The sequence below is a fragment of the Chelativorans sp. AA-79 genome, assembly GCF_029457495.1.
GTDB lineage: Bacteria > Pseudomonadota > Alphaproteobacteria > Rhizobiales > Rhizobiaceae > Chelativorans.
In genome coordinates, this window is record NZ_CP120363.1 from 136,392 (window position 1) to 162,185 (window position 25,794).

Below are 25,794 nucleotides of genomic sequence, written 5' to 3' on the forward strand. Positions count from 1 at the left end.
GAGAATGAGACTCGTGATGTTTTCCTCGCGAGCCTGCCATGAGAGATCGGATCCCTGATGAGATCGACGAAGCGCTTTGGGATGAAGCTTGCCGAAGGGCAGATGCGCTCCGTGAATTCCTGAGGCGCAATCCTGACGGTGCGACCGCGGCAAACGTTTCGGGGCTCGCTGCCGGGATGAATGTGAGTCAGGCGACGGCCTACCGGCTGATCAAGCTGTTCCGCGTCGGCGGGACCGTTCTGTCTCTTGTCGATCGCAAGCGTGGACGGCCTGTGGGTCATCGTACGCTGGACGAGAAACGGGAGGAGATCGTTAGCAAGACTATCAAAAAGTTCTACTTGAAGCGGACCCGACCGACGATCTCGCAGTTGGTGCGGGACGTGCAGACGAACTGCATTTCGGTCGGGCTGAAGCCGCCACATCGCCGAACGATCGTCGCCCGCGTGAAGGACATCGACCTGCAGAAGCGCGCAAATCGGCGTGGCGAACAGAAAATCGTCAAGGCGACAACGGCCGTCCCCGGATCATTCGAAGTCTCCCGTCCCCTGGCAGTGGTCCAGATCGACCATACCAAGGCAGACATCTTTGTCGTTGACGAGGAGACGCGGCAGCCGATCGGACGGCCATGGCTGACGCTGGCGATGGATGTCTGCAGCCGGATGGTGACCGGCTTTTATCTCACGATGGAGGCGCCGTCCCGCCTGTCCACCAGCATGTGCCTGCTACACTCCGTCTTCGACAAATCGGCATGGCTGCGGGAGCGCGAGATAACGGAGTCCTGGCCCGTCGCCGGTCTGCCGGACATGGTGCATGTTGACAATGGTGCCGACTTCCGAAGCCGGGCCTTCAAGCGAGGGTGCCAGGACGCGGGCATCGCGATCGAGTGGCGGCCACCCGGTGAGCCGCGTTTCGGCGGTCATATCGAGCGCCTGATCGGCACTCAGATGGGCAGGCTGCATCTCCTGCCCGGAACAACGTTCAGCAACGAACAGGAGTTGGGCGCCTATGACTCGAAGCGACATGCGGCACTGACTCTGAGGGAGCTCGAGCGCTACATCGCTCTCGACATTGTCGGCGCTTATCATCAATCGATCCACAGCAGTCTGGGTCGACCGCCGATCGCGGTGTGGCGGGAGCACGAGGGCGAAATCCCGCTTCGGTTGCCGCAAGATCGAATGCGCTTCTGGCTGACGTTCCTGCCGGAGCAGGAGCGGACGTTGATGCCTGACGGGATTCATCTGTTCAAACTGCGCTACTGGTCGCCGGCATTGAGCGCCGACGTCGGACGTTCTGACCGGCGCCTACTCGTAAAATATGATCCGCGCGACATGGCGCGCATCTTCGTCCGGCGGCCATCGGGAAACTTCGTTGAGGCCCGTTATGCCGACGTGACCCTGCCCTCGATAACGCTACACGAGGCACTAACCGCCCGGCGTACCTTACGTGCGAAGGGCCGTCGCGAAGTCGACACCCGCGCCATCGTCCGCACCGCCGTCGCGCAGCGGGAATTGGTCGAGGCGGCAACCAATAAGACGGCGGCTGCGCGACGCGGGAAGGCTTCTTCGAAATCGAAGGTGGATGATCGGGGATTGGGCTCGCTCCGCGGCGTCGACTCCAGCAAACCTGTACCCTTTGTTGAGGATACAGATTGAGCTGGAGTGAAACATGAGCGATCAAATCTCCCACCTGACCGCCGGCGCCGGCGCACTGCTTGCCGAAACGGACGAGCGGCGCATTCGCGCGATACGATCGCGCCGATGGGTGCTCTACCCACGCGCCAAGCAGGCGCTCGATCGGCTGAGCCGGCTTCTCGACCATCCACGCGGCACACGCATGCCTTCTGTCGCGATCTATGGCGACAGTGGCATGGGCAAGACCATGATCATGAAGCGGTTCCGGGACGAACACCCGCCGTGCTTCAACCCGGTGACGGGTACGCTGAAGACGCCCGTTCTGGCCATGGAGATGACGAGCCGGCCCGGCGAGCGGCGGTTCTACGCCGAACTGCTCACCCTTCTCGGCGCACCACAGAGGCCACGCGCCGATATCGCCCAGATGGAGCAAGCGGCGCTACGCATCATGGAGGCCATCGGTGTGCAGGTGCTGGTGATCGACGAGGTGCACAACATTCTCGCCGGATCTTATCGCGAGCAGCGCATTGTCCTGAACACGCTGCGTTTCCTCAGCAATCGTCTGCAGATCTCCCTGGTCTGCTTCGGCGTTAACGAGGCGCGCGAGGCGATCGGTGGCGACGTCCAGCTTGCACGCCGGTTTGAGCAGTTCACCTTGAGCAGGTGGGCGGCGAACGAGCAGTTCGAGACGCTGGTGGCATCGATCCTGCGCAATACGCCGCTGCGTCGACCCTCGGTGCTCACGCCGAAATCACTGCGACGGATTCTGCAGATAACCGAGGGCATCACCGCCAGCATCTTCCACATGATCAACGACCTCGCGGTTGACGCCATCGAACGCGGCCAAGAGCATATTGCAGACGAATCTGTCGAAAACTGGGAGCCGGAGTTCGAGGCCGAGGCGGCGTTCGCATGACGGAGACCGCGCCGCCACGGCAGTTGCCAGTGAGATTGCCGCCCTACCCTGACGAGCTTCTGTCGTCTTGGATCAGTCGCCATGCCGCCTTCTACGCGGTTCCGCCGCTCGTCATGCTCCAGCATTGCCTGCCGGAGGCCTCCTCATTGCGAGCAGTCGATCTCCATCTGAGCGGCGATCAGGAAGTCCGCCTCGCCAGTATTTTCGCCGCCAAACCGGCTGTTTTACGTCGAATGACCTTCATCAATGTGCCGAAGTCGTCGCATCGACTAATCGCCGCGAGGCCGGCACAGACCTGTGCACGTTGCAGCCCCGGTAGCGCGGAACCAGCGCCAATCCTGCGAAACCAGCTGCTGGGGTGGCGGATTACCTGCGTACATTGCGGAACACTACTACGAGGGTTCGGAAAAGGTGAACTTCGCTCCCCTTTCCGGCAAAATCACCGTGCGGCTCTGCGGGGTGAAAAGCTGCTCGACGACGAAGCCGAACGCGGCATTCGAACCTGGACATCGGCGACCGAAATCGCCCGGCTTCTGTTGATGCGGCGAGTGATCTGGCCCCTACCGCGCGAGCACGAGCTTTGGCGCTACCGGGTGCTCGGCGCCATCATTCCCGATCTCGACCATGTCGTTGCCGAGCAATTGCAGAATCTGCCCACACCTGCAAAGCCGATCCTGCCGCTCGATATGCGGCCGGCTCTGCTGGCCGGCGTTGCCATCGTCGAGCGCGCCGGCCCGGAAATGCTCCGGATGCTGCGTGGGCACATGATGGGCGACAACCGGGCCCGATTCTCTGACGCCGCAGAGAACATGATAGCTCAAGCCGGCACGCTGCGAGCTTCTAGGCAAATGCAGTTAATTTGAGAATCTGGCTGCAGGAATTCTCACGATTAAGTGCCTAACCCGGGCAAAACCACCGCATTCTTGCATTTAAATGCCAAGCGACAGCTTTCAAGGTTCGGCTCGTGGCCGAGACATTGGTGCCGGGGACGAATGTCTCGGCGATCGCGCGGCGGGAAGGCATCGCGCCGTCGCAGCTGTTCGGCTGGCGCCGCCAGGCGATCCGCAACGGAACCGTGACCCCGCCCGAGACTGAGGGAGGTCCGCGTTTCGTCGAGGTCGACACCGCCGGGTCTTCCATGATCGAGATCGTCCTGGAAGGTGCGGTGGTGCGCGTCGGGTCGGACGTGCCGGAAGCGCATTTGCGGCGGGTGATCCGGGCGCTGCGATCGGCATGATTCCGAGCGGCACGAAGGTGTTCCTGGCGAGCCACCCGGTCGACTTCCGCAAGGGGCCGGACGGCTTGATGGCGCTGGTTCGCGATGCTGGTGCCGATCCCTTCAACGGGGCTCTCTATGTCTTCCGCGCCAAGCGGGCCGACAGGATCAAGATCGTCTGGTGGGACGGCAGCGGACTTTGCCTCTTTGCCAAGCGACTGGAGAAGGCGCAGTTCTGCTGGCCGCGGATCGGTCACAGCCGGGTGCAACTCAATCAGGCGCAACTGCTGGCATTAGTCGACGGGCTGGACTGGAAAAGGGTTCGCCCGGTGCTGGTGAAGCGGCCGCAATCGGCCGGCTGAACACGCTGCGGCAGAGTGAATCAGCGGGCCGAATGAGCAGGCATTTTGCGGCAGAATATGCTTTGTTCGGCCATGTCCCCGGTTCCTGCAGATCTCCCCGATGACGTGGATGCGCTCAAGGCGATGATCCTCGCCATGGCGCAGAAATCGGCTGCGGCCGACGCCGAGATCGCGGACCTGAAGGCGCGCAATGCGACTGCCGACGAGCGCATCGAGCGGCTGACATCGATCATCAGGATGCTGGAGCGGGCGCGCTACGGCAAACGCTCCGAGAAGCTCAGGCTCGATCCGCTGAATGAGGAGCAACAGGCCTTCGTCTTCGACGAGATCGAAACCGGGCTTGCGGCGATCCAGGCGGAACAGGACAAGAGCAAGACCAGGGCCGAGCGTTCCCGACCGCCGCGACTGCGCAAGGGCTTTGCGGCTCATCTGGAGCGGATCGAGGTGGTGATCGAGCCGGAGGTTCCGGCCGGCTGCGAAGGGCTCGAGAGGGTCAGAATCGGCGAGGACGTCAGCGAACGCCTCGACGTCACGCCGGCGAAGTTCCGGGTGATTGTCACGCGCCGGCCCAAATATGCCTATCGCGGCCGCGACGGCGTTATCCAGGCTCCGGCTCCGGCCTGCCTGATCGAAGCTGGCATTGCGACCGAGGCACTTCTGGCGCAGATCGCCGTCGCCAAATATGCCGACGGACTGCCGCTCTATCGCCAGGAAGCCATCTATGCCCGCGACGGGGTCGAACTCGATCGCTCGCTGATGGCCCAGTGGATGGGCCGTATCGGCTTCGAACTCGACCCCTTGGCCGACGCCATCCTTGCCCGCATCAAGCAGGGCGAGCGCATCTTCGCCGACGAGACGACGCTGCCGACCCTGGCGCCTGGATCGGGCAAGGTGAAGACCGCATGGCTGTGGGCCTATGCCCGCGACGACACGCCCTTCGGCGGGAGCGCGCCGCCGATGGTTGCCTACCGCTTCGAGGACAGCCGCGGCGGTGATTGCGTCGCGCGTCACCTGGCAGGCTATCGCGGCATTCTGCAGGTTGACGGCTATGCCGCCTACAATCGGCTTGCCAAGGCCGAGGGCGCAAATGACGCTGTCATGCTCGCGGGGTGCTGGAGCCATGTCCGCCGGAAGTTCTTCGAGCTTCATGCCAATGAGAGTTCGCCCTTTGCCACGCGCACGGTCGAGGCCATGGCGCCGCTCTGGCAGATCGAAGAGGACATACGCGGACAAGGGCCCGACCAGCGCTGCGCGGTCCGCCAGGAACGTTCGCTCGCCATCGTGCACGATCTCTTCGCAGCCTGGGAACGCGAGTTGCCCCGCCTGTCGGGAAAATCGAAGCTTGCCGAGGCGATCCGCTATGCCATCGGTCGCCGAACGGCGCTGGAGCGCTTCATCGCCGACGGACGCATCGAGATCGACTCCAACATCGTCGAGCGGACAATCCGGCCCCATGCCATCACAAGAAAGAACGCGCTCTTTGCCGGTTCCGACGGCGGTGGCAAGACGTGGGCGACCATCACGACTATGCTGACGACAGCGAAGCTCAACGGCGTCGATCCCCATGCCTGGCTGCAGCTCACCCTCGAGCGCCTTGCAGCCGGCTGGCCCAATCACGACATAGACGCCCTCATGCCTTGGAACTATCCAACCCGCACCTGAACGGCCTCAGCTTCGCGCTTACGAAAGGTCGAATGTCCTGCTAGTCCAGCCGGAGGATCCCGGCGCCGGCACGGCCGGCGCCGCCAGGATCAGCCGGTCGTCCATGTCTGCTGCTTCGACGCGCTGGCGTACTGCACAAAGCCGGGCTCGACCTGCCGAACCGAGGCATAGTGGGAGTTCGCAGCGCGCGGCGGTCTGGTCCGTAAGAAGTTTCGCTGGGGCAATGCAACAACCCCGAACGGCCGACCCGCGATGAACACTTGGCAGGGCCCCTTCCCGGTCCAGAACACGGCAGAGGACGGCTTTCTCGTGACCGCGACCGTCACCGCCTTCCAGCCCGATGGCTTCGGGCTTTACAATACCTGCGGCAACGTCTGGGAATGGGCGCGCGATCTTTACGCGCCGCATCCGCCGTGTCCGTTCCCCCTGCGCGATCGTCCGGCTCCTTGCAGGGCGTCGCCTGTGTCCGGCGCGGCGGATCCTATCTCTGTCACGTCAGCTACTGCGACCGATATCACGTCCACTCACGCACCCGGACGACCCCGACAGTTCGACCGGCACCGAGTTGCCTTGGACCAGGGCTCTGATGATGTGGCCGCCTCCCGACGTCATCGATGACTCCACAAAGCCGACCGAATCCATACCGCCGAGGCTTGCGGGACCGCTCATCCAGCCGCTCGAGCCCAGGGCGGAAACCGGCACAATCATGTGCCTAGAGGCAATACGGGCCTATCGCCAGGGTAAGCGTCCGGACGCGCGCACCGAACAGGAATTGACGAAGGATCCGGGAACAATCGTGAACACGACATAAACAGCGGCAACGCGACAATGGCCATGATCGTCGCGCTGATCGGCGATCGACGAAAATCTGCAGGCCGTCTCGGGAGATCAGCAGCGACCTGCGGAAGTTGTTCTCCAGGACAGGACCAAGAATCATGCCGATAATGATCGGCGCCAACGGGTAGTTCGCGCGGCGCAGCAGGTGGTCGAGGCGGAGGAGGCCCAGATCGGCGTGCTTGAACGACAGATCGCCACGCTTGACGCACAGATCGAATCATTGACCGCGCAGATCGAACAGAAGCGCATCGACCTGGCGAAGCGCGAAATCCGAGCGAACTTCGACGGCGTGATCGACAGCACCTTCGTTGACGCCGGTGAATTTGTCTCGCCCGGCACCAGGCTGCTTATATCAGATCGATCGCGCAGGCTGATCGCCAGCCCCTTCAAACGCGGGACACCGCGGTCCCCACCTTATGCTTATCCTGCTCGCGAGCGCTTACGACCAGAAGCTGTGACGCCCCACGCGAGGAGGGCCAGTTTACCTCCTTCTCTATCCGCCCGCTAACGGACTTCGTAGGTTACTCTGAAACCCACATTGCTGGCCGCGCTGTCGGGCGAGAGTGCCATACGGGCGGCGATCCGATAGCGATAGCAGTAACTCGCATGGCAAAGGAAAGAGCCGCCTTTCAGAACCTTTTCCGAACGGGCAAGTGCCTGCGCATTGCGTTCCTTGGCGCGCCTGGATATTGAACGCAGCCGGAAAGCATCTTTCGTCCATTCCCAGACATTGCCGCACATGTTGTAGAATCCCAAGTCATTGGGCTCAAAACTCCTGACTGGCGCGGTGCGCTCATAACCATCACAGACGGTATTTGCTTCAGGAAATCGGCCCTGCCAGATATTACAAAAAATGGTCGTGTCATCCGGCTCCTTGTCTCCCCAGGGGAAGCGCCGGCGCAGGCTCCCACCCCGCGCCGCATGTTCCCATTCAGCTTCGCTCGGCAAGCGCCCGCCAACCCAGGTGGCAAAAGCAATGGCGTCGTTCCATGAGACTTGTGTCACTGGATGATCCTGGCGTTCGTCGACGCAACTTCCCGGTCCTTCAGGTTGTCGCCAGCAAGCACCGTCCACCCGATGCCACCATGGCAGTTCTGCTCCGGCAGCTCGGGCCGCCTTGAGATGATCGGCGTCGCCAAAAAACACAGCCGACCAACCGAAACGCTCGGCCTCTGTGACATAGCCGGTCGCCTCGATGAATTCAGCAAACCGTCTCACGGTTACCGTTTCGGCCTCCAGTGCGAAATCGGTAAGTACTACGGCACGCTCGGGCCCTTCCCCATCCTCAGGTATTTTCGGTGCATTCGTCCCGACAAAACTCCTGCCACCGCAAACGCGGATTACGTTTGCGGGTCGCCCGGGGGGAAACGAGGAAGTACCACCTTTCTGCTCTGCCGACGTGGCATTTACATGCCGCTGCGGCAGAGCACAGCAGTTGCGCTTCGTGTCCGTTGCGTACGCTCGGACAGTTTCCTTCCTGTGGCTGATTGGAATGTTCATGAGCTACTCATTCGATCGATACGTAGATCAACGCCTTTCGATAGCTGACCGGGAATCGGAAGAGCTTAGCTCAGCCAAGTGGCTAGGCAAAGGTCGATCATTGCTTCCGAGGGCACCATCTTGGCCCAGTGACCTCATAGCTGTTGAAAAACGACAACGCACGGAACATCCCAGCAACACCGGCTAAAGGTCCGAGTTAGGATGGCGCTGATGAGGACTCAAACGAGGGCGCGCCAATGGACCGGACCTGGAGCAGACAGGAACTCGCGGAACATTGGAGCCTTGGGTTTGAAGAGCTGGCGCGGATCAAGGCCAAATCGGAGACTTTGCGGCTCGGCTTCGCGGCGCAGTTGAAATTCTACCAGTTGGCGGGGCGGTTTCCGGCATCGGCGGCAGAGGTTCCCGATGCGGCAGGATGCTACCTTGGCGATCAGCTTGGGCGCCCTGTGGCGGAACTGGCCGATTATGATTGGTCAGGCCGCAATGGCCAGCGCCACCGCGCGGAAATCCAGGACTTTCTTGGGACCGGAACGCTTGAGGCGGTTGACCTCGAGGCGCTGCGGCACTGGCTCGAAACGGAGGTCTGCCCATCCGGTGCGGCGCTGGAGGCGACGATTGAGCCGATCGACCGCTGGTTGCTGGGCCCGCAAGATTCAGCCGCCAAGTAAATCCGCATCGCAGCGCCTGGTCCGCTCGGCCAGACGGCGTTTCGAAGAAATGCTTCTGACACGGATTACAGCATCCCTTGCGCCGGAATCAATCGAACGGATGGAGGCCTCGCTGAGCAATCCAGACGCACCGGCCGGATTTTCCGCGCTAAAGGCCGATCCTGCCGGATCGCCTTGGACAGCCCCCTTAAAGCCGCGGCCCGCCTGTCGTTCGTGCGCCGGCTGGAGCTGCGGCGAGGCATCCTCACGGAGGTCGGCGCACCAGTCATTGAGCGGTTTCGCCGCCGCGTTGCGCAGGAGACGGCCCTGGGAGATACGGCGGCATGCGCAAGCGCGTCGGCTGGGCAGTACGCGGTTTTTCTGATGGCGCGCGAGGCGGAGTTCACCGATGGGCTGGTCGGTCTTCTGCTTGAGACAGTGCACAAGATCGGGGTGACGGGCGAGCGCAGAACAACGGCGGCGCTCGCACGTTGAACGCGTTGTTGGCAAGGACCGGCTTCTGGCCGATATTGCCGAGGCGGCAACGGGAAATACGGATATTCATCCGATTTCTCGCCAGTCGCCGTTACAGGCTGGCGAAGGGGCCGAGTCGTGTCAACAGAAAGAGGGCTAACGCCGGTTAACCGGTCTGCAACCGGTGACGTCCCCGGACGTGGTGTAGCTCGGTAGCGCGGTGGTCATCGGCGCTTTCCGGTAGGGTCTGGTTGTCGACACCAACCCCTCTCCGAAAGGACCACCGATGACCGACGACATGATGAACCTGCGCGCGCTCGTGGAGAAGAGCGCGGATGCCGATCTGCTGCGCGAGATGATCGGCTTTGCGGCCGAGAAGCTGATGGAGATGGAGGTGGGCGCGGCCACCGGCGCCGCCTGGGGCGAGAAGTCGCCGCTCCGGACGGCCCAGCGCAACGGCTATCGCGACCGGGACTGGGAGACGCGCGCCGGAACCGTCGAGCTGCGCATCCCGAAGCTCAGGAAGGGCACCTACTTCCCGGGCTTCCTGGAACCGCGCCGCATGGCCGAGAAGGCGCTGACGGCAGTGATCCAAGAGGCATACGTCCAGGGCATCTCGACGCGCTCGGTCGACGACCTGGTCAAGGCCATGGGCATGAGCGGCATCTCCAAGAGCCAGGTGTCGCGGCTCTGCGAGGAGATCGACGGCAAGGTGAAGGCCTTCCTCGATCGCCCGATCGAAGGCGACTGGCCCTATTTGTGGATCGACGCGACCTACCTCAAGGTCCGTCGCGGCGGGCGCATCGTCTCCGTAGCGGTGATCATCGCGGTCGGCGTCAACAGCGACGGCCGGCGCGAGGTGCTGGGCATGGAGATCGGCACGTCCGAGGCCGAGCCGATCTGGACCGAGTTCCTGCGCAAGCTGACGCGCCGCGGGCTGCGCGGCGTGAAGCTGGTCGTGTCCGATGCCCATGAAGGCCTCAAGGCCGCCGTCACCAAGGTCCTCTCCGCCACCTGGCAACGCTGCCGCGTCCACTTCATGCGCAATGTGCTGGCCCATGCCGGCAAGAGCGGCCGGCGCGTCGTCTCGGCCTTCATCGCCACTGCCTTCGCCCAGGAGACGCCGGAAGCCGCCAGCGTCCAGTGGCGGGCCGTCGCCGACCAGATCCGGCCCAAGGTGCCCAAGCTCGCCGCCATCCTGGACGACGCCGAGCCGGACGTGCTCGCCTACATGACCTTCCCGAAGGAGCATCGGGCCAAGCTTCACAGCACGAACCCGATCGAGCGGCTCAACGGCGAGATCAAGCGGCGCACCGACGTGGTCGGCATCTTCCCCAACGACGACGCCATCGTCCGCCTCGTTGGCGCCTTGCTGCTCGAACAGAACGACGAATGGGCCGTCCAGCGCGCCCGCTACATGACGCTGGAAAGCGTCGGCCAGTTGAGCGATGATCCCCTCATCAGCCTGCCAGCAGTGGCGCGCTGATCAGCCCGGCTAAGCCGGAGAGCGCGGCCCACCAATGCCGCCAGCTACACCACGTCGTGGGACACGATCTGTGTTGATTGGCACGGTCGAATTCGCAATGCGGTTTTGGCTTATGCGATACGAATTGAAATTTGAACCTAGAGGAGCAAGATCATGACAGCAATGCAGAACGGTCCGTTCCTGGTCACCGGGGCGTCGGGCCAGCTGGGCGGTCGGGTTGTGGAGTTGCTGCTGCAGGCGGGAGCCCGGCCGGTGATCGCCACGACGCGGTCAGCGGACAAACTGTCGCGACTGCCCGCGCAAGGTGTCGAGGTGCGCAGCGCCGATTTCACTAATCCGGCGGGCCTGAAGGATGCTTTCGCCGGGGCCAAGCGGCTGTTGATCATCAGTACCGACGATCTGGAGCCGGGAAAGCGTCTGGATGCTCACAGTGGAGCCATCGAGGCCGCGGTGGCCGCTCGTGTTGAGCATATCGTCTATACTTCGCTTACCAACCCGGGCGCGGACTCGCCAATCACATTTGCCGTTGACCACCGGGAAACCGAGGCTCTTTTGGTTGAAAGCGGCATCCCACACACCATCCTGCGCAACAACCTCTACGCCGATCTGTTCCTGATGAGTGCACCGCAAGCCATTAGATCGGGCCAACTGTTTGCCGCCACTGGCCAGGGGCGAGCGGGCTATGTCACCCGCGAAGATTGCGCGAGGGCGGCAGCGGCCGCTTTGATGCACGAAACGGAAACAAACACCTATGATGTCACCGGTCCAGACCTCATCTCACAGGCCGATCTCGCCGCGATCCTGTCGGACCTGTCGGGCAAGGCGATCGCCTATGTCCCAATTACCGTGGATGACCTTCGTTCCGGGATGATCGCCAACGGATTGCCGCCGGCCATGGCCGAAGCCTTCGCGTCCTTTGACGAAGCAATCGCAAAAGGCCATATGGCCGTCAGCACCAGTGCTGTGAAAGATCTCACCGGCAAAGCGCCTGCCAGCGTGCGCGATTTCCTCCGCAAGAACGCCGCGTCTTTGCTGGAGCCGGGCGCCGCCTAAGAGCCTGGACGCAAAATCCTGCGAGGCTCGCTATCTCGAGCCTTGCTGACTGACGTTTCAGTCACTATATTTCTTTTATGGCTCAGAAATTTCGGGCGGCGCGTTCCGACGAGGAACGCCAAGCACGGCTTCAATCGATATTGAGCGCGGCGCTAGGCGCCTACGCCGAGAAAGGTCTCGGCGCAACGCGTCTTGAGGATATCGCAACCAGGGCGGGTATCGCGAAGGGCACGATCTATCTCTACTTCCCGTCGAAGCAAGCTGTGTTCGAAGAGCTGATCCGGTCCGCCATTGTGCTACCCGTCGATTCCTTGCGAACTGAATTGCTGGCGCAGGATCTCCCGGCGCAGACAGTGCTTGATCTCCTCTCCCACTGGGTCCGAAGCGAATTTCTTGGCACGGATCGGGAAGTTATCGCGCGCCTCATCCTTTCGGAGGTCGGTCGCTTTCCGGAGATTGCGGCCTTCTGCCATCGGGAACTCGTGCATCCCGTTATGGAGTTTCTGAGGGAAATAACGCAGCGCGCGTGTGAGCGGGGCGAATTCGCATCGGAAGTCCTGGTTCGCTTTCCACAGCTTGCGGTCGCATCAGTCCTGGTGGCGATAACCTGGAACGATCTGTTCCAGGACATTGAGCCTCTCGATTTGGGAGCCATGATTGAAACCCATCTCGATCTGCTGCAACGGGCGATGCGGTCGGACTAATAGCAATGCGTCGAACGGGTTTTATGATCATAGCAGCAGGAGTGGCATTGCCAGCTCTGTTCCTGACAAACATCAAAAACGATGCCCCGTCACCCCGGTTCCAAGGCTATGTCGAAGGTCGGATGATCTATCCCTCCGCGGAAGAAGGGGGAACGATCTCGCAGATGAACGTCGATGCTGGAGACGATGTCCAACGGAATCAGACGTTGTTCCGTCAAGATACTACTCTAAAGGACACGCAACGTCAGCAGGCGGAAGCACGTCTGCGCGAGGCGCAAGCAAGGCTGCGAAATGTCAGGGCTCCCCAACAGAGGCCTGAAGAGATCGAGGTTCTGAGGGCAACTGAGCGCCGCGCCGCAACAGCTGTGAACCTCTCCGCGCTCGAGTTGGCACGGCAGCGCGAGCTCTTCCGCAAGGGCGTAACGTCTCAGGCCTTATTGGAGCAAGCCGAAGCAGCGCATCAACGGGATAGCGCGGCGCATGCGGAAATTCGGCAACAGATTGAGGCAGCGGGAATTGGCGGCCGCAAGAATGAAATTCAGGCCGCTGAAGCCGCGGTCGATGCAGCAAAGGCAGCGCTGGCCGAGGTCGACCGGCGCCTCACCAAAGCGGAAGTCAAGGCGCCCCGGGACGGCCGTGTGGAAGACGTGTTCTACAGTGCCGGCGAGATGGTACCGGCAGGTACCCCTGTGCTCGCTCTGCTGCCTGGCGGCAATCTGCGAATCCGATTTTTTGTGCCTGTGCCTTCGCTGTCTGCCCTTTCGCTTGGCGATGAAGTGCTGGTGATGTGTGACGGATGCCCGCCTGACATCAAGGCCCGGATCGCATTTATCGCGAGGGAGGCCGAGTTCACGCCGCCTGTCATTTTCAGCGAGGAAGAGCGCTCGAAGCTGGTGTTCAAGGTCGAAGCTCGCCTGATCGGGAATGAACATGCCCTGCCCGTGGGCCTTCCGGTCACCGTGGCTCCGACGGTCGATAGTGAATGAAGGGTTAGTTGTCATGCGCGCGACCCCCGGTTCCCCACAACCAGTGAATGTCTTAGAGACGTTTTCCGAAGACGTCGCCATCGAAGTTTCCGGGCTGACGAAATCTTTCAATGGCCGAACCGTGGTATCCGACCTCGCAATCCGAGTGCGTCGCGGCCTCATCTACGGGTTTCTCGGTCCGAACGGCAGTGGCAAGACCACGACGATTCGCATGCTTTGTGGCCTGCTGACGCCCGATGCTGGCCGTGGGACCTGTCTGGGCTATGACATTCTCACCCAATCCGACGAGATAAAGCGTCATGTCGGCTATATGACGCAGCGCTTCTCCCTTTATGAGGATCTTTCGATCCGCGAGAACCTTGAGTTTGTCGCCCGCATTCACGGGCTCGAAAATCCGCGAGGAGCAGCAGGGGATGCATTGCGACGCCTCGGACTGGAGAACCGGGCGAATCAGCTTTCCGGCGAGCTGTCCGGCGGCTGGAAGCAGCGTGTCGCGCTTGGCGCCAGTATTCTGCCGGGCCCGCAACTTCTTCTTCTGGACGAACCGACGGCCGGTGTCGACCCGAAGGCGAGACGTGATTTCTGGGATGAGATCCATCGACTCGCGGCAGAAGGCCTTACGGTGCTCGTGTCGACGCACTACATGGACGAGGCCGAGCGTTGCCACGAGATCGCCTATATCGCCTACGGTCGCCTTCTTGCCGAGGGAACAGTTGCAGATGTCGTCGCGCAGTCCGGTCTTGAGACCTGGACAGTGACCGGTATCGCCTTGCGCCAACTTGCCGACATGCTTCGAGAGCGGCCGGGGGTCGACATGGTCGCGCCTTTCGGTTCGGCGCTGCATGTGGCGGGGCGAGACCCCACTCTGCTCATGCACTCCACAGAGGCGGCAAGAGCCGACAAACGCTACAGCTGGCGCCGCGATCAGCCGACGCTCGAAGACGTATTCATCGACCTGATGGACCGCGCCCGGGACAACTTCGAATGACCTCGGCGCCGAGATACCCGCGAACCAGGCAAGGACCGGTGGCAGCGTGGCGGCGGTTTGTTGCGGTCCTTGTGAAGGAATTCATCCAGTTGCGACGCGATCGGGTGACGCTTGTTTCGATGATTTTCATCTCCCTCGTCCAGCTTCTTCTTTTCGGCTATGCGATCAACACCGATCCGAAGGAACTTCAAACAGCGGTCCTGGCGCAGGACGAAAGCGTCTTCACTCGGTCTTTCCTCGCGGCGATGCGGACGACAGGTTATTTCGACATTCGCGAAAGGGTGGCGAGTGAAAGTGAACTCGACGACTTGATCCTGTCGGGAGCCGTACAGTTCGGCGTTCAAATACCTTCGGATTTTGGCCGAAAGCTCGTTCGCGGCGAGCGACCCGCACTTCTCGTTATCGCCGATGCCACGGACCCTTCCGCCACCGTGAACGCTGTCGGGGCTCTGGACGCGATCGCAGCGCGGGCTTTCGAGCGCGATCTTATCGGACCAACTGCGGCGCTCGCCGCGAGGCCTCCACCATACGAGATTCGGGTCCAACGACGCTATAATCCGGCTGGGGACACACATCTCAACATCGTTCCGGGGCTGATGGGTACGATCCTGTCGATGACCATGCTGATCTTCACCGCGCTTTCAGTCACGCGCGAGATCGAGCGCTCAACCATGGAGAGCCTTCTGGCAATGCCGATCAGGCCGGTCGAGATCATGCTCGGAAAGATCGCGCCTTACGTTCTTGTCGGCGCATTCCAGATGGTGCTGATCCTGTCGGCGGCCTGGCTGCTTTTCGACGTCCCGATCGTCGGAAGTCTTGCACTGCTGTTGGCGCTCACGACGCTCTTTGTCGTCGCAAATCTTGCCGTCGGCTACACGTTCTCGACGCTAGCCTCGAACCAGCTTCAGGCCGTCCAGATGTCCTTCTTCTTCTTTCTGCCCAACATCCTCCTATCGGGGTTCATGTTTCCGTTTCGCGGCATGCCAGACTGGGCCCAATGGATCGGCGAGACCTTGCCTATGACCCATTATCTCAGGATTGTTCGCGGCATCATGTTGAAAGGAAGTGATCTGTCACATCTCGCGATACCCGTCGGCGCTCTTGGCCTGTTCACGCTTGTTGCGATGGCGGTAGCTGTCAATCGGTTTAGCCAGACTTTGGACTGAGCGGACCGGCCGACCGCGACGCCGCTGGCGGCTGGATGACAGGATGACAGGGCATTTCAGCCGATCCTGGGGCCAAATTCAACTCAGCGCCATCGGGGCGGGTGCTCCATGGTGATCGCGGACGACGAGCGCTGTGCGTTGCGCTGAACGGATCATCATGACGGCGGCAGACGAATCTCATGGTGCTCGATGCCCATGGTTCATCCGCCGCTCACCCTCCTGCACAGGTTGCATCGTGGCACCCACCGCATCCATGCGCCAGTGGGTCGGACGGAGAGATCCTCGGCGAACGCCGAACTGATCGAAATCGGCTTCCTCGAAATTGTCTATCGCAACCGCGATGCGACATCCTCAACGCCAACGCGACTACTCTTCAGCCGGCTTGGCCAAGCCCAGTCCAGCAACATCTTCCCTCAGTATGCGCAGTATCGAACTTACCGGAGCAAGTGACCGCATCGAACTGCGATAGAGCGTTTCCTTGTTTATCTGAATCGGCGGGGATTCCTGTTCGGCGTGTTTTGTGATTCAAGATGCTGGCTGGGGTGGAGGCCAGCATCTGATGACAGCACCTCTTTCCAACGATCTTCGCGAGCGCGTCGTTGAGGCGGTTCTGGCTGGCGAGCCGTGCCGGTCGGTGGCGGCCCGGTTCGGGGTTTCGGTGTCCTCGGTGGTGAAGTGGTCGCAGCGCTACCGGGCGACGGGGTCGGTGGCGCCCGCCAGGATGGGCGGGTACCGCAAGCCGGTCCTGGAGCCCCACCGGGACTTCATTGTGGAGCGGATCCGCCAGACGCCGCACGTGACGCTGCACGGACTGAAGGACGAGCTGGCAGCCCGCGGCGTGAGGGTGTCGCACAACGCGGTGTGGCAGTTCCTGCGGCGCGAGGGACTGCGCTTCAAAAAAAACGGTTCTGGCGCTTGAACAGGCCCGTGCCGACATCGCCGGCAGGCGGCGACGATGGCGCTCTCGTCAACACACGCTCGATCCCGCGCGGCTCGTCTTCCTCGACGAGACCTGGATCAAGACCAACATGGCGCCGCGCTATGGCTGGGGCGAAAGGGGCAAGCGTCTGCGCGCCTTCGCCCCGCACGGCCACTGGCGCACCCTGACCTTCGTCGGCGCCCTGCGGCACGACCGGCTCACGGCTCCCTGCGTCTTCGACGGACCGATCAACGGGGTCTGCTTCCGGGCCTACATCGAGCAGCAGCTGGTGCCCGTCCTTGCGGCAGGCGACATCGTCGTGATGGACAATCTCGGCTCGCACAAGTCGGCCGCCGTCCGGCAGATGATCAAAGCCGCCGGCGCAAGGCTCTGGTATCTGCCCCCATACTCGCCCGACCTCAATCCGTGTATGGATGGCTCCTGCATGGCAAGGGTTTTGTGAGCTTTCGACGACTGGTCGGCTGCGGCCATGTATTCGGCGTCTGTCTGCAGCAGATGTGCTGCGCGCCATGATGAATTTCCGCCGGACGTGCGGGTCCCACTCAATCGAACGCGCTTCGAAGTCGCTTCGGATTCATCGGGGTGTCCCGTTCTGTCCTCTCCGTCAGTTCGCCATCACCTCACGTTGCGCCTTACCATTCCTTCAGGCCACTTTCAGGCGGGCATCACCCCGCCCCGCGGTCTGTAGCTCGTTCCATCGCGCAGAAGCGCGTAGATCGTCCGCGCCATGCGGTTCGCCAATGCGATCGCGACGACCCTGGTCTCCTTGGTCGCCAGCTTCCGCGACAGCCAGTCCGTTCCCGGGTGGCGGCTCCTGCGCCGGACCATGATCTGGGCCATGGCGCCCAGGTATAGCAAGCGTCGAATGTATCGGTTGCCCATCTTCGAGATACCGCCGCTCCTCGGCTTGCCGCCGGTTGAGTGCTGTTTCGGCGTGAGACCGAGCCAGGCGGCGTAGTCCCGGGCGGAGGAGAAGTTACCGACATCCGGCGTCGTCGCGGCGATGGCCGTCGCGGTCAGAACACCGACTCCCGGGATTGATGCCAGTCGTCGGCTCACGTCGTTCTGCCGGTGAACCTCCTCGATCTCGTCTGTCAGCCTGTCGATCCGCGCCTGCGTCTCGGCGAGTTGATCGAACAGTGCCCGGAGCGGCAGGCGAGCCGCCTCCGGCAAGGTGTCCAGCTCCTCTGCCAGATCCGCGAGGCGCTTCGATCCCTTCGCCGTCACGATCCCGAACTCGGCCATGTGGGCCCGGATCGCATTGCCCGTCTGCGTAACTGCCCGACGAGGAAGTCCCGCGCCCGGTGCAGAATGAGCGCTGCGGAATCCGCTTCGCTCTTCACGGGGACGAACCGCATCGATGGTCGCGTCACCGCCTCGCAGATCGCTTCGGCATCGGCCGCATCGGTCTTGCCGCGCTTGACGTAGGGCTTCACGTAGGACGGCGGCATCAGCCGCACCTCGTGGCCCATCTCCTGCAACCGCCGTCCCCAGTGATGCGCCCCAGAGCAGGCCTCCATGCCAATCAGACATCTGGGGCGGCCTTCGAAAAACGAGAGAAACTGCTTCCGCCGGAGTTGACGCCTCACCACAACCTTGTCGTCGGCATCGACCCCATGAACCTGGATGACATTCTTGGCGAGATCAACGCCGACTGTGCTAACTTCGAACATGGATGGCTCCTCCTGTTGGGACAATGACATCCCATCATGGCGCATCGCGACGCCGGTTGGAGCAGGAGCCATCCACACCATCAATCGAGCAGGCCTTCGCCAAGATCAAGCACTGGATGCGCCACGCCCAGAAGCGCACGATCGAGGACACCTGGCGCCACCTCGGGCAGCTCGTCCAGACCATCGAACCCGTCGAATGCCAGAACTATCTCACCAACGCAGGATACGCTTCCGTCAAAACGTGAAACGCTCTAGGTGACGCCGCTCCTGATTGACCACTCGTAGCCGCGCACGTTCAGCGCTGACAAATCGGTATTGATGTCAAGGTGTAGGAGCGGTCGAGGCAGACTTGTCAGGAAGCCATCTCCCCGCACCAGGTTCCAGGGCCAGTCCAAGCGATTCCGTGGATACGACGGATTTCGGCCCGAGTATTCCTCTGGATTTGAAAAGCCGGTCAATCTGCTCCCGGGCGATGCTGTCGTAACTGAGCATCACCCAGGGACACCGTGCCAGTTCCTCCACTGGAACGTCGGAATGCGAGACCAGCGGAGCGGTGCTCGAAGCGACGATGCAGTTCGACTGGTCGTAGAGAAAGAGTTCCTCTAGCGTATCGCCACTCGCCTCGTCCGGCCTCCGCAAGCCGCCCGCATAGAGGCTGATCTCGCCGGCCTGCAGCGCGGGGATGAGCAGGGTCCCCATCCCCGTCCGCACCGAGACACGCAGATTGGGGTAGTCGCGTGTAAGCCGGCCTAATACACGTGGCATAAACACTACTGCGTAGGTCGGGCCGATGCCGATGCGCAGCTCCCCCTGCGCGCCGTCGCGCGTCGCGCTGAGTTCGATCAGTGATCCGTCCCATTCGGCCTGGATGTCGCGCGCACGTCTGTAAAAGACCTGTCCCATCTCGGTAAGAACGACACCGCGTGCCGACCGGTCGAAGAGCGGCGTGCGCAGATGCTCCTCCAGCAGCCGCAGCGACTTCGACAGCGCCGGTTGGCTTATGTTGAGGTTGCGCGCCGCGCTCTGGACGCTGCCGAACTCGGCTACTGCGAGGAAGTGCCGAATGCGCCAGATCTGATCCATAGTTTTCAGTTATATCCAATATATCGGGAACTATTACCCTCTCCGCTCCGGCACGTCTACGATCGTCGCGAATGGGAGGAACTGCATGCGTGCGATCTTCGTGCTCTTCGATTCGCTGAATCGCACAGCACTCGGCTGCTATGGCGGCGAGCAGGTAGCGACGCCGAATTTCGACCGGTTCGCGCGCCGCGCCGTGACCTTCGACAAGCACTATGCGGGTTCGCTTCCCTGCATGCCGGCGCGCCGGGACATTCATACCGGCCGCCTGAACTTCATGCACCGCTCGTGGGGGCCGCTTGAGCCTTTCGACAATTCGATGCCGTAAATCCTGAAAGCTTCGGGGGTCTACACTCACCTCATCAGCGATCATTTCCATTATTTCGAGGACGGCGGGGCGACCTATCACAGCCGTTACCGGACATGGGAATTCGTCCGCGGCCAGGAGTATGACCCGTGGATCGCAATGTTCGAACCTCCGATCGAGCGCTTCAAGGACATGTATTCGGACCGACACTACAATTTGCCGACCGAGCCCAAGCGGCGGCAGCACCAGATCAATCGCGAGAAGATCGCACTGGAAGAGGAATTTCCCGGCCCGCAATGCTTCGAGCGGACGTTCCGCTTCCTGGATGACAACCGCGGCGCCGACAACTGGATGCTGCATCTGGAGTGCTTTGATCCGCACGAACCCTTCCATGCGCCCGACCGATACAAGGACGCCTATCGCACCGCCTATAACGGCCCGATCCTCGACTGGCCCAAATATGCTCCCGTCCGGGAGAACCAGGCCGAGATCGCCGAAATCAGGGCGAATTACGCCGCACTCGTTGCCATGTGCGACGCCTATTTCGGTAAGCTGCTCGATTATTTCGACGAGCACGATCTGTGGACGCTGCCCGCAAGGAAAGCGGAGATGCCGAACGGCGGCGAGTATACGATTGGCATCCGACCGGAAGCCTTCGACGTTTCAATCGAGCCGCTCGCCGGGACCGTGCCTCTGGCGATCCGCGCCGTCGAATACACCGGGTCGGACGTCTTTGTCTTCGGAACCATCGATGCGGGACAGTTGACCGTCAAGCTGCCGGCCGAAGGGCGTACCCTGAGCGACGGCATAGGGGTCGGCGCCATCATCCACGTCAGGCCGACAGCCGAGGGGTGGCACCTCTTCGATCTATCGGGCCTACGCGTGGCGAAGACATAGATTCCGGCACCCATGACAGCGAAACGCACCGCGACACCGCCGACGAAGAAGGCGCTACGCGCGCTTGTCGGTGATTTGAGGCAGGTCGCCAGCGTCAGGCGTTTTGTCCTGTCGGATGGGCCCGAAGCGGGCATCGAGACGCTTGCCTTCTCGACCGGTGGCGGCCTCGATTTCTGGGTCACCGCGGGACGGGGAATGGACATCGCCACCCTGTCGTGGCGTGGCATTCAACTCGCGTGGCAGAGCCGGCGGGTTTCCGGATTCCATTCGCCCGAGGTGGCACAGGCGATCGCGCTTTCAACCGCGCCTTCGGGGGCTTTCTCAACACCTGTGGGTTCGAACACATCCGCCAACCGGCGGACGGGCATCCCCTGCATGGCTCGGCGCCTTTCACGCCGGCGCGTCTCAACAGCTACGGTGAGGACTGGAACACGGCCGAGCCTCTCCTCTACTGCGAGGGCGAGCTCGTCGTGTGGACGTTCGGCGGCAGCGGCCATCGGCTTCATCGTCGCATCGAGGCTCCCATTGGCGGCTCGACGCTTCGAATCGTTGATACGGTCGAGGTGGTCGGGCCCGATCCGGCACCAATCATGGCGCTTTATCACTTCAACCTCGGCCATCCGCTGCATCAGGAGGGCACCAAAATCAGCCTCGACGGCGTCGTAGTGGCAGGCCCTCTGCCACGGCACGAGCCGGCTCCCTCGCAACCGACTTTGCATACGGCCTCTCCTGGCCGAGCAGTCTGCCGCGTCGGTGGCGGTGGACCGATCGTCGCGTTCCACTGGTCGAGCGATACCTTGCCTTGGCTTCAACTCTGGCGAGACCTGCGGCCTGGTTGCGGCGTGCTGTCTGTCGAGCCCTGCTCGATCGCTAGTTCGGAAGACGGCAGGAACACGAGCGCGCCCTTGATCGAACCGGGCAGGTCGCTTCGATTCGAGATCGAAGTGATCCTCGCCGAAGCGGTCCCTCACCTGTTACCCGACAACGTTCCATGATCGCGGGAATTGCTCCGGGAGTTTGCGCAGCCGCATGTGATCGGCGCGGCAATTGCAACAGGGGCAGGACTGCGTCCGAGCGCAGATATTCCAAACTGCCCTTTTATGCGACTCTTGAGGCATGAAGCGTGAACATTTCACACCTCGGGAGCGCGATCAAAACGGCGGCTTCGCCCTGAATTGCGAAAGTTCTCTAGGATAGCTTTGGCGACCGGCTGGTTATCGCAATCAAGCTCCCAAAGTGAAAATCTGGAACACGCTCGGCCACCGCGCCGTGGTAGTCTCAGTGGACGATTCTACTTAGCGAGGCGCGCCGATGTCGAATGCAAGCGTGCGCTCCCCAAGGAAGCGCATTGCGATCTTCCTTGACGGAACGTGGAATAATACGAAGAGCAACACGAACGTCTGGCGTCTTGCCGCTTTGTGTGCAGCGCATGGGCGAGATGGGGTCCCCCAGGTCACCCACTATAATATTGGCGTGAATGGACTTTGGGGCGGGATATTCGGCAAGGGCGTCGCGGCCAATGTCATTGACGCCTATGAGTGGCTTGTGGGCCAATACAATCCGGAAGACGAGATTTTCATTTTCGGTTTCAGTCGAGGGGCGTTTACTGCTCGAAGTTTGGCGGGATTTATCGCGAAGTATGGTCTCGTGAAACCGGGAGCGCCCCTTGGGGCTTCGACGTCCTTGCGGCTGATAATCCAGGGCGCGCCCTTGCAGTGCTGCTTTCCGGCAAGGACACCTTCCCGGATCATGCGCAGGGCGGTCATATCAGTTCGCGCCACGCGCTGAAGCGCCTGCCGGCCAATTGGGCGATTGAAGTCGCTTGCTACTCTCGGCACTGAACGAGCAAGCTGAGCATATCAATCCCGGTTCAGATCCGCGCGCGCACACTGGTCTAACCATAACTTCCGCAGGGCTCATTACCCTCACAATTGCGATGTCCCTCGCCTTCGCACGGTGTCTCAATCGCCGGCCAGCGCCTTTCCAACGAGAACGAATGGGCTTGAGATTGTCGAACCAATTGATTTGAAGACGAAAGCGCCGGCCCGCCGAAGCGGTTGTCCCGCGTTCAAGTCTCCCGTTTCCTCGAGTCGCGCGTAAATCGAGGCAACAAGCGCATAGCGGTTGTGGTTCAGGGGATCCAACGTGTCGAGAGAGGAAATATCTATGAAGGCAACATTGGCTTGTCGCGCGGATCGTTGACATCGAGAGCGCCCACGCGCTCGTGCTGCCCCGCCAGACGCTGCGAAACCAGAAGGGCTCGGTCGTCCGGCGAAACGAGTACGATCAACGGCATCTCCATCGGGCCGACGACGTTCATCTGGGCACGGAACACGTCAGCGTCAATGTCGGGTGCGGCGAGCACCACCTGAAGACGGTCGAGAACACGATCCTGGCCTGTCAGACGCAGTTGCCGCAGCGCCTCGACCGTCAGCAGGCCGCCCATCGAATGTGCGAAAAGATTGATCTTAAATACATTGCGATCGCGGGCAAGGGCGGCGAGCATCTCCACGAGATAGTCGCGCGAATAGATAACTGCGTCGCGGTCGGCGACATACCCTGCAACCGTGGCCTGCGAGGGCCATGCGAACAATATGGATGAAGTTTCCTGCTGGCTGTCCCCGACCATCTGCGCAAGCCGGAAGAGCGCCTGCTGGAAATTCTGGTTGTAGCCATGCACAAAGAGGGAGACCTCGCCTTGCGTCGATCGCGCCGAGGCCGAGAGTCTCGCGAGAAACTCGCGCTCGTCCAAACCATGCTGATCGACGACCGCGACCGTCCTTGACGGATCCGGTCGATTCCGTGGCCAGTCAATTTTCCCCGGCTGCCTGCCAGGCGGCAGCGAGATGTCGAAGGTGGCGTAATTCGTCTGCCGCGCGCGTTCGCCAGTGAACCGGGTGACGCCGGGCGCCTCCCTGGCGCGGGTGGTTGCTGTGTAGACGGTGACGATCTGCGCTCCGTCGGCCTGGGCTTGCACCGGCTCCAAAATTTCGGGACCCGGCTGGCTTGCACAGGCTGAAAGCGAGACGCCGACGGCAAGTAGCTGGAGGCCAAACACAACCTCGTGCGAGAGGCGCTGCAACGGAGCACGAAAAACTGCCCAGGATCCTTGCATGTTCGGGAAGACCTTCAGTCTGAGCAAAACTTTTCCTTCTCAGGAATGCGAACGTTTCTGCCTAGTCATCCTGGCCATAACAGCAACGATCCGCTCAAGATAGCTTGTCCTCGACGATATCGTCTTCTGGTTGTTCTTCACCGTTGTCCTCTCCGCTCGCCAGACCGACCGGGATATCTCCCGACAGCAGCTTTTCCTTTGAAAGCAGCCCGGCATCTTCGAGCGCCTCGAAATCCGGCAGGTCGCGCAACGTGTCGAGGCCGAACTCGAGCAGAAATTCTTTGGTCGTGACGTAGGTGTAAGGCGCACCGGGTGTCGGGCTGCGCGGCCCGGAGGCGATAAAGCCGGCGCCGCGCAGATGGCCGATCACGTCGCGCGAAACTTCTTTCCCAAAAAACGACGACAGTTCTCCGCGCGTAATCGGCTGGAAATAAGCGATACACATCAGCACCAACACCTCCGACTGCGTCAGGTCTCCGGCACGCCCATTGCCGCCGGCGGCAGTGCCAAATGCACTTCGGATGGCGTCGGCATAGACCGGGCGGGTGAGGTGCTTCCACCCACCTGCGACGGCGACCAGATCATAGGGGCGCCCGCGCAGTTCCTCGCGAATATCGTCGATCAGCAGATCGATGCTGCAGCTTTTTCCGACGATGCGGGCCAGCGTTTCGCGCGTGACCGGTTCGCTCGCCGCAAAGATCGTTGCTTCGACCCGATGCATCCATTCCCGCCAGCGCGCCTCGGGCGGCAGATGATCCAGCTCCCTGTCAAACAGGCGGTCTCCTGGGCGCTGGTCAGCTGATCGTCGTTCGCCTGATCGGCCTTCGCCTCCCTGCCCTCCCCTTCGCCCCTTCGTTGCGCCCTCAGCCATTGTGTCTAGAGCCCGTAGATGCGGAAGGTTGGTCGGCCCGACAGCTCGCGGATGGCGCCGAGCTCGACCAGCCGGTCGAACAGGCGACGCAGGCCACGGTCGCTCATGCCCGCGATCTTTTGCGAGGCGACGATCGCATCGTCTGACAGGAGCCTTTCGACAACGGCGTCCGCCGCCTTGGCCCGGAGTTTCGGCGCAACGGCAAGCAGCCGGTCTGCCCGGCGCTCGAACTCCACGAAAAGATCGATGGCGCGCAGCGCGGAACGAACCTGAGCGGCGAGCAGGTTTTTCGCCAGATCGGAGCCAGCCTCGATACCAGTTGCCGCAAGGGCGGCCGTGATGCGACGCGGGCGACCGGAACCCATGCCCAAGGCTGCTTCGGCGCCCAATAGCGGCATAGCATGTGCCCAACCCAGCCGTTGCGCCTGCAGGGCGTCGGCGAGCCAGCATCCGAAGGCGCGTCCGAAATCGTGTCGTTCGGTGGCGATGAACGCGCCGGTCAGCATGCCGACCATTCCGATACCGGCGCCGAGTTGCCGGACATCATCCGCCAGATCGCTGAGCACCGCATCGTCCGGGGCGTGGCCGAACTCTTCCAGCACCGCAGCGAGGTTTTTCTCCGTCAAAAGTTCCGCCGCGGGCCGTGCCGCCAGCCGACGCCAGGCGAGCAGCAAACGACCGGCGGGCCCGACATTGTCGCCCGGTCGTGTGAGCAGCACGGCATCGCGCAGCGCCGCTTCATTCTCGATGCGGCCAGCCTGCTTTGCCGTTATCGCGGCCGCCGACAGTGCCAGGCGCTGCCTCCAGGCGCCGGCCCACCGCTCCTGCCGGCGGACTACCGCATCGAGCGCACCGATGGCGGCGCCGGAGACGAGCGCGACATCCTCAAGGGCATTTAGCCCTACGCCGTTTCCGGCAAGGCTTTGCGCCTCCGGGGCGGCCCTGCGCAACCAGGCCGGCACCGCCGCCATCGGCACGGCCGAAGCAGAGCCGGGAAGGGCGCCGTGGCGAAGCAGCGAGGGTTTCGGACGCAGAAACATCGAAACACGATGAATGATGGCGGCGCTTTTTGCAACCGTAAAGGCCACAATCCGCCGCGCCTGTCGCGGATAAATAACGAGTGATAACGTTGCATTATCGTTCGTTTTGGTCTTTATAGAGGAAATGGCCTCTGTGGCTCGCTTTTCATCGCCGGACGGCCTCCTTCAGGCGTCAGATCGACGAGAATTCGCATCCATTGAGCGGACCGGGTTCGCGGCCATTTCCCGGACAGCGGCCGCGGA

General features: G+C 62.0%; 24 protein-coding genes and 4 pseudogenes. 22 read left to right on the forward strand and 6 right to left on the reverse strand.

The features are described 5' to 3' along the window. The first annotated feature begins 38 nt into the window (after positions 1 to 38). From PVE73_RS27790 to PVE73_RS27825, 8 genes are all read left to right on the forward strand, one after another. Positions 39 to 1,652 (forward strand): Mu transposase C-terminal domain-containing protein, encoded by a 1,614-nt coding sequence (locus tag PVE73_RS27790; RefSeq protein ID WP_184702833.1) that lies wholly within the window; start codon positions 39 to 41, stop codon positions 1,650 to 1,652. 13 nt (positions 1,653 to 1,665) lie between these two features. Beyond that, the gene (locus tag PVE73_RS27795) at positions 1,666 to 2,547 is read left to right on the forward strand and encodes a TniB family NTP-binding protein (protein WP_080919224.1); all 882 of its coding nucleotides are present in this window, start codon (positions 1,666 to 1,668) and stop codon (positions 2,545 to 2,547) included. Then, complete coding sequence (locus tag PVE73_RS27800) at positions 2,544 to 3,410, forward strand: TniQ family protein (RefSeq protein WP_080919223.1); 867 nt, start codon at positions 2,544 to 2,546, stop codon at positions 3,408 to 3,410. Before PVE73_RS27795 ends, PVE73_RS27800 begins: the two co-directional genes overlap by 4 nt. Before the next feature lie 101 nt (positions 3,411 to 3,511). Continuing rightward, positions 3,512 to 3,784, forward strand: coding sequence for a transposase (locus tag PVE73_RS27805; protein WP_277367801.1), 273 nt, complete (start codon positions 3,512 to 3,514; stop codon positions 3,782 to 3,784). After that, complete coding sequence (gene tnpB / locus PVE73_RS27810; RefSeq protein WP_186400869.1) at positions 3,781 to 4,125, forward strand: IS66 family insertion sequence element accessory protein TnpB; 345 nt, start codon at positions 3,781 to 3,783, stop codon at positions 4,123 to 4,125. The genes PVE73_RS27805 and tnpB overlap by 4 nt, the downstream gene beginning before the upstream one ends. 72 nt (positions 4,126 to 4,197) lie before the next feature. Continuing rightward, complete coding sequence (locus PVE73_RS27815; protein ID WP_277367802.1) at positions 4,198 to 5,787, forward strand: IS66 family transposase; 1,590 nt, start codon at positions 4,198 to 4,200, stop codon at positions 5,785 to 5,787. Positions 5,788 to 5,982: 195 nt separating this feature from the next. Continuing rightward, a complete protein-coding gene (locus tag PVE73_RS27820) occupies positions 5,983 to 6,405 on the forward strand; it encodes an SUMF1/EgtB/PvdO family nonheme iron enzyme (RefSeq protein ID WP_277367968.1) in 423 nt (140 codons plus the stop codon). 364 nt (positions 6,406 to 6,769) lie between these two features. Then, positions 6,770 to 7,132, forward strand: coding sequence for a hypothetical protein (locus tag PVE73_RS27825; RefSeq protein WP_277367803.1), 363 nt, complete (start codon positions 6,770 to 6,772; stop codon positions 7,130 to 7,132). Here PVE73_RS27825 and PVE73_RS27830 read toward each other — a convergent pair. Beyond that, positions 7,129 to 8,124, reverse strand: coding sequence for a formylglycine-generating enzyme family protein (locus PVE73_RS27830; protein WP_277367804.1), 996 nt, complete (start codon positions 8,122 to 8,124; stop codon positions 7,129 to 7,131). The two genes, PVE73_RS27825 and PVE73_RS27830, sit on opposite strands and share 4 nt — an antisense overlap. A 236-nt stretch (positions 8,125 to 8,360) precedes the next feature. On the opposite strand from PVE73_RS27830, the gene PVE73_RS27835 reads away from it, so the two are divergent. The 9 genes and pseudogenes from PVE73_RS27835 to PVE73_RS27875 all read left to right on the forward strand — a co-directional run. Continuing rightward, positions 8,361 to 8,792 (forward strand): DUF4158 domain-containing protein, encoded by a 432-nt coding sequence (locus PVE73_RS27835; RefSeq protein WP_277367805.1) that lies wholly within the window; start codon positions 8,361 to 8,363, stop codon positions 8,790 to 8,792. Between the two features lie 174 nt (positions 8,793 to 8,966). Continuing rightward, on the forward strand, positions 8,967 to 9,266 hold the full coding sequence (locus PVE73_RS27840) for a hypothetical protein (protein WP_277367806.1): 300 nt from the start codon (positions 8,967 to 8,969) through the stop codon (positions 9,264 to 9,266). A 265-nt stretch (positions 9,267 to 9,531) separates the two neighbouring features. Beyond that, on the forward strand, positions 9,532 to 10,731 hold the full coding sequence (locus tag PVE73_RS27845; RefSeq protein WP_277364871.1) for an IS256 family transposase: 1,200 nt from the start codon (positions 9,532 to 9,534) through the stop codon (positions 10,729 to 10,731). Positions 10,732 to 10,884: 153 nt separating this feature from the next. Next, positions 10,885 to 11,784, forward strand: coding sequence for an SDR family oxidoreductase (locus PVE73_RS27850; protein ID WP_277367807.1), 900 nt, complete (start codon positions 10,885 to 10,887; stop codon positions 11,782 to 11,784). Positions 11,785 to 11,924: 140 nt separating this feature from the next. Continuing rightward, on the forward strand, positions 11,925 to 12,488 hold the full coding sequence (locus PVE73_RS27855) for a TetR/AcrR family transcriptional regulator (RefSeq protein WP_277367808.1): 564 nt from the start codon (positions 11,925 to 11,927) through the stop codon (positions 12,486 to 12,488). Between the two features lie 47 nt (positions 12,489 to 12,535). Continuing rightward, complete coding sequence (locus tag PVE73_RS27860; protein ID WP_277367809.1) at positions 12,536 to 13,474, forward strand: HlyD family efflux transporter periplasmic adaptor subunit; 939 nt, start codon at positions 12,536 to 12,538, stop codon at positions 13,472 to 13,474. Between the two features lie 13 nt (positions 13,475 to 13,487). Further along, complete coding sequence (locus PVE73_RS27865; RefSeq protein ID WP_277367810.1) at positions 13,488 to 14,462, forward strand: ABC transporter ATP-binding protein; 975 nt, start codon at positions 13,488 to 13,490, stop codon at positions 14,460 to 14,462. After that, the gene (locus PVE73_RS27870; protein WP_277367811.1) at positions 14,459 to 15,628 is read left to right on the forward strand and encodes an ABC transporter permease; all 1,170 of its coding nucleotides are present in this window, start codon (positions 14,459 to 14,461) and stop codon (positions 15,626 to 15,628) included. The genes PVE73_RS27865 and PVE73_RS27870 overlap by 4 nt, the downstream gene beginning before the upstream one ends. 559 nt (positions 15,629 to 16,187) lie before the next feature. Further along, positions 16,188 to 16,974: pseudogene (locus tag PVE73_RS27875) on the forward strand (IS630 family transposase); the annotation flags it as partial. 248 nt (positions 16,975 to 17,222) lie between these two features. Here PVE73_RS27875 and PVE73_RS27880 read toward each other — a convergent pair. Next, positions 17,223 to 18,241, reverse strand: a pseudogene (locus tag PVE73_RS27880) (IS110 family transposase). A gap of 83 nt (positions 18,242 to 18,324) precedes the next feature. Between PVE73_RS27880 and PVE73_RS27885 the strand changes: the two are divergent. Beyond that, positions 18,325 to 18,486 (forward strand): annotated as a pseudogene (locus tag PVE73_RS27885) (IS630 family transposase); the annotation flags it as partial. Positions 18,487 to 18,562: 76 nt separating this feature from the next. Here PVE73_RS27885 and PVE73_RS27890 read toward each other — a convergent pair. Continuing rightward, on the reverse strand, positions 18,563 to 19,324 hold the full coding sequence (locus PVE73_RS27890; protein ID WP_277367812.1) for a LysR family transcriptional regulator: 762 nt from the start codon (positions 19,322 to 19,324) through the stop codon (positions 18,563 to 18,565). Positions 19,325 to 19,409: 85 nt separating this feature from the next. On the opposite strand from PVE73_RS27890, the pseudogene PVE73_RS27895 reads away from it, so the two are divergent. The 4 genes and pseudogenes from PVE73_RS27895 to PVE73_RS27910 all read left to right on the forward strand — a co-directional run. Then, positions 19,410 to 20,213: pseudogene (locus PVE73_RS27895) on the forward strand (sulfatase); the annotation flags it as partial. Between the two features lie 24 nt (positions 20,214 to 20,237). Then, complete coding sequence (locus tag PVE73_RS27900) at positions 20,238 to 20,525, forward strand: TOBE domain-containing protein (protein ID WP_277367969.1); 288 nt, start codon at positions 20,238 to 20,240, stop codon at positions 20,523 to 20,525. 236 nt (positions 20,526 to 20,761) lie between these two features. Further along, a complete protein-coding gene (locus tag PVE73_RS27905) occupies positions 20,762 to 21,520 on the forward strand; it encodes a DUF4432 family protein (protein WP_277367813.1) in 759 nt (252 codons plus the stop codon). Between the two features lie 316 nt (positions 21,521 to 21,836). After that, positions 21,837 to 22,313 carry a DUF2235 domain-containing protein gene (locus PVE73_RS27910; RefSeq protein ID WP_277367814.1) on the forward strand — a complete coding sequence of 159 codons (477 nt, stop codon included), beginning with the start codon at positions 21,837 to 21,839 and terminating at the stop codon, positions 22,311 to 22,313. Positions 22,314 to 22,689: 376 nt separating this feature from the next. Here PVE73_RS27910 and PVE73_RS27915 read toward each other — a convergent pair whose 3' ends face one another. The 3 genes from PVE73_RS27915 to PVE73_RS27925 all read right to left on the reverse strand — a co-directional run bounded on the left by PVE73_RS27915 (position 22,690) and on the right by PVE73_RS27925 (position 25,551). Next, on the reverse strand, positions 22,690 to 23,667 hold the full coding sequence (locus PVE73_RS27915) for an alpha/beta hydrolase (protein ID WP_277367815.1): 978 nt from the start codon (positions 23,665 to 23,667) through the stop codon (positions 22,690 to 22,692). 67 nt (positions 23,668 to 23,734) lie between these two features. Then, a complete protein-coding gene (locus tag PVE73_RS27920) occupies positions 23,735 to 24,361 on the reverse strand; it encodes an SMC-Scp complex subunit ScpB (RefSeq protein ID WP_277367816.1) in 627 nt (208 codons plus the stop codon). Between the two features lie 155 nt (positions 24,362 to 24,516). Then, entirely contained in the window at positions 24,517 to 25,551 is a 1,035-nt protein-coding gene (locus tag PVE73_RS27925) for a DUF1403 family protein (protein WP_277367817.1), read from the reverse strand. Positions 25,552 to 25,794 lie beyond the last annotated feature (243 nt).